This is a genomic window from Micromonospora sp. DT233 (genome assembly GCF_049841815.1).
Taxonomy (GTDB): domain Bacteria; phylum Actinomycetota; class Actinomycetes; order Mycobacteriales; family Micromonosporaceae; genus Micromonospora.
Genome location: NZ_JBNCLB010000031.1, coordinates 1 through 3,981, shown reverse-complemented (window position 1 = coordinate 3,981; position 3,981 = coordinate 1). Strand labels below are relative to the sequence as shown.

Sequence of the window (3,981 nt, the reverse complement as noted above, 5' to 3'; positions counted from 1 at the left end):
CCAGGTCGGCGTCACCGGCTCCGAGGCGGTGGTCCGGTCCCGGGCCACCGACGACGGCGAGTGGACCACGCACGCCCGCGCCCGCCTCGATGCGGGCGGTGCTGCGGCCGTCGAACCCCTCCGGTGGCCGCCCGCCGCCGACCCGGTCGACCCGGCCACGCTCTACGGCCAACTGGCCGCCGCCGGCTACGAATACGGCCCGCTCTTCCAGGGCGTCCGGCGTCTCTGGCAGCGCCCCGGCGAGGTCTTCGCCGAGGTCGAACTGGCCGACGCCGTCCCGGCCGACGGGTTCGGCCTGCACCCGGCGCTCTTCGACGCGGCCCTGCACCCGCTGGTCCGGCTGACCGGTGACGACACGGCGGTGCGGCTCCCGTTCTCCTGGCGCTCGGTGCGCGTGACGCCCGGCCCGGAACCGGTGCGCCGGCTGCGGGTCCGGCTCACCACCACCGGCGACGACGCCGTCCGCGTGGTGGCCACCGACGAGCGGGGCCGGCCGGTGCTGTCCGTCGACGGGCTGACCCTGCTGGCGACCGACGAGGCCCGGCTCGGCGTCCGCGACACCGCCGCCGACGTCTACGAGCTGCGGTGGCGGCCCATCGAACCGGCCGGGACGACGCCACCGGCGAGCGCGGTGCTCACCGCGGCCCTGCCCGGCGCGCCGGCCGACCCGGACATCGTGGCCGCGCTGCGCGGGCTGCCCGGCGCCACCGGCGCGTACGCCGATCTGGCCGACCTGACCGCCGCACCCGACCTGGTGCTCGTGACCGTCGCCGCCGAGGCGGCCGGCTCGCAGGCCCGGCCGGTGACCGCCGCCGCGGTCCGGCTGGTCCAGCGGTGGCTGGCCGACCCTCGACGGGACGGAACCCGGCTCGTCGTCGTCACCCGCCACGCCGCGCCGGGCGACACGGTCGAGGACCTGGCCCACGCGCCGCTGTGGGGACTGCTGCGCTCGGCCGAGCGCGAGCACCCCGGCCGCTTCGGGCTGCTCGACGTCGACGCCGGCCTCGACCCGGCCGCCCTGGGCGCGGCGTTGGCCACGCTCGGCACCGAGCCCCAGCTGCTCGTCCGTGGCGGCGAGGTCCGGGCGCCACGGCTGGGCCGTACCCCTGAGCCCTCGGCCCGCCCGGCCCTCGGGGCTGCCGGCACCGTCCTGATCACCGGCGGTACCGGCACGCTCGGCGCCCTGGTCGCGCGGCACCTGGTCGACCAGCACGGCGTACGCCAGTTGCTGCTGCTCAGCCGGCGCGGGGCCGCCGCCGAAGGCGCCGAGGAGCTGGTGGCCAGCCTGACCGCGCAGGGTGCCGAGGTGACCGTCGCCGCCTGCGACATCGCCGACGCCGACGCGCTGCGGGACCGGGTGGCGGCGCTGCCGGCCGACCGCCCGCTCGCCGCCGTGATCCACGCGGCCGGTGTGCTGGACGACGCGACCCTGACCAACGTGACCGACGAGCAGCTCGACGCCGTCCTCCGGCCGAAGATCGACGCCGCGCTGGCGCTCGCCGCCCTCGAACCGCCTCGGCTGATCCTCTTCTCCGGCGCGGCCGCGACCCTCGGGCCGGCCGGCCAGGGCCACTACGCGGCGGGCAACGCGTTCCTGGAGGCGCTGGCCGCCCGCCGGGCCGCCGACGGCCGGCCCACCACGGCCCTGGGCTGGGGATTCTGGGCACGCCGCACCGGCATGACCGGGCACCTCGACGACACCGACCGGCGTCGCATCGCCCGGCTCGGCCTGGCCGAGATGACGACCGAGGAGGGGCTCGCGCTCTTCGACGCCGCCCTCGCCACCGACCGGCCGGTGGTGCTGCCGCTGCGACTCGACCGGCCGGAGCTGCTCCGGCAGGGACGCGACGGCACGCTGCCCGCCCTGTTCCACGACCTGGTCCCGGTGCCCGCCGCGGCCCCGGCGCAGGCGGCGCCCGAGGCCGACCTCGCCACCGCCGTCGCCGAGCTGCCCGCCGACGACGGGGCCGAGCTGGTGCTCGACACCGTGCGGGCCCAGGCCGCCGGGGTGCTGGGGCACCAGTCGGCCGACGCCGTCCCGGCGCGGCAGGCGTTCAAGGACTTCGGCTTCGACTCGCTCGCGGCCGTCGAACTGCGCAACCGCCTGAACCGGGCGACCGGGCTTCGGCTGCCGGCCACGAGCGTCTTCGACCACCCGACCCCGGCGGCGCTGGCCGACCACATCTTCGGCCTGCTCTCGCCGACCGGCGACCGGATGGCCGAACGGCTCGAGGCCGAGCTGCGCGACATCGAGGTCGCGCTGGGCACGCTCGACGCCGGCCCGGCCGCCCGCGAGGGCCTGCTTCTGCAGGTACGCCGGCTGGCCGAACGGCTCGGCGAGACGCCGCCGGAGCCCGCCGGGCCGTCGGCCGCGGATCGGTTCGAGACGGCCTCGGACGAGGAGCTCTTCGCATTCCTGAACAACGGTGCCGAGGGGCGCGGCGACGCCGCGCCGCTGTCGTGAGTCGGGTCTCCAGGGGGACGTGGTGGTGAACAGCGAGGACAAGCTCCGCTCGTACCTGAAGCAGGCCGTGGCCGAGCTTCAGGAGACGCGGGAACGGCTGCACAAGGCAGAGATGAGCGCGCACGAACCCATCGCGATCGTGGGGATGGGTTGCCGGTTCCCGGGTGGGGTGCGTTCGCCGGAGGAGCTGTGGGACGTGGTGTCCGCCGGCGCGGATGTGGTCGGGGAGTTCCCGGCCGACCGGGGCTGGGACGTCGACGACCTGTTCGATCCGGATCCGGATGCGGTGGGTCGGTCGTACACGCGTCGGGGTGGGTTCTTGTATGACGCGGCGGAGTTCGATGCGGGGTTCTTCGGTATTTCGCCGCGTGAGGCGTTGGCGATGGATCCGCAGCAGCGGTTGCTGCTGGAGACGTCGTGGGAGGCGTTGGAGCGGGCGGGCATCGTCCCGGCCACGTTGCAGGGCAGCCTGACCGGCGTCTTCGTCGGCCTGATGTACCACGACTACGCGAGCCGGGTGCGGCAGGCGCCCGCCGACCTCGACGGCTTCCTGTCGAACGGCAGCGCCGGCAGCGTGGCGGCGGGCCGGTTGTCCTACACGTACGGCTTCGAGGGCCCGGCCATGACGGTCGACACGGCGTGCTCGTCGTCGCTGGTGTCGCTGCACCTGGCCGTGCAGGCGCTGCGTCGGGGTGAGTGCTCGTTGGCGCTGGCCGGCGGCGTGACCGTCATGCCCACGCCCAGGCTCTTCGTGGAGTTCTCCCGGCAGCGGGGGTTGGCGGTGGACGGGCGGTGCAAGGCGTACGCGGAGGCGGCCGACGGCACGGGTTGGTCGGAGGGCGTGGGTGTGCTGGTGGTGCAGCGGCTCTCCGACGCGGTGCGCGACGGTCGCCGGGTGCTGGCGGTGATTCGTGGTTCGGCGGTGAACCAGGACGGGGCGTCGAACGGGTTGACCGCGCCGAACGGGCCGGCGCAGCAGCGGGTCATCCGGCGGGCGTTGGCGGATGCCCGGTTGGGGGTGGCGGACGTGGACGTGGTGGAGGGTCACGGCACCGGCACCCGGCTCGGCGATCCGATCGAGGCGCAGGCGTTGTTGGCGACGTACGGGCGACGGCCGGCGGACGTGGAGCCGGTGTATCTGGGGTCGTTGAAGTCGAACATCGGGCACGCGCAGGCGGCGGCCGGCGTCGGTGGGGTCATCAAGATGGTGATGGCCCTGCGGCACGGGGTGTTGCCGGCGACGCTGCACGTCGACCGCCCGTCGTCGCACGTGGAGTGGGACGCCGGGAACCTCACGCTGCTGACCGAGCGGCGGGAGTGGCCGGAGGTGGACCATCCGCGTCGCGCGGCCGTCTCCGCCTTCGGTGCCAGCGGCACCAACGCGCACGTCATCCTCGAGCACTACCCCGAGGCGGAGCCGGAGAGCGGTGGCGCGTCCGTCCCGCTGGTGGTCTCGGCGCGTTCCGCGTCGGCGTTGCGGGAGTACGCGGGGCGGTTGAGTCCGGGTATGGCGTCGG

The 3,981-nt window shown here is 75.6% G+C and carries 2 protein-coding genes; both read left to right on the top strand.

What is annotated here, in order from left to right; all coding sequences use genetic code 11:
• On the top strand, nt 1-2,464 hold a 2,464-nt coding region (locus tag ACLQ2V_RS28040), incomplete at its 5' end, for a type I polyketide synthase (protein ID WP_425721700.1).
• The coding region (locus tag ACLQ2V_RS28035; RefSeq protein WP_425721698.1) for a type I polyketide synthase at nt 2,427-3,981 on the top strand (1,555 nt) is incomplete at its 3' end. The genes ACLQ2V_RS28040 and ACLQ2V_RS28035, both read left to right, overlap by 38 nt.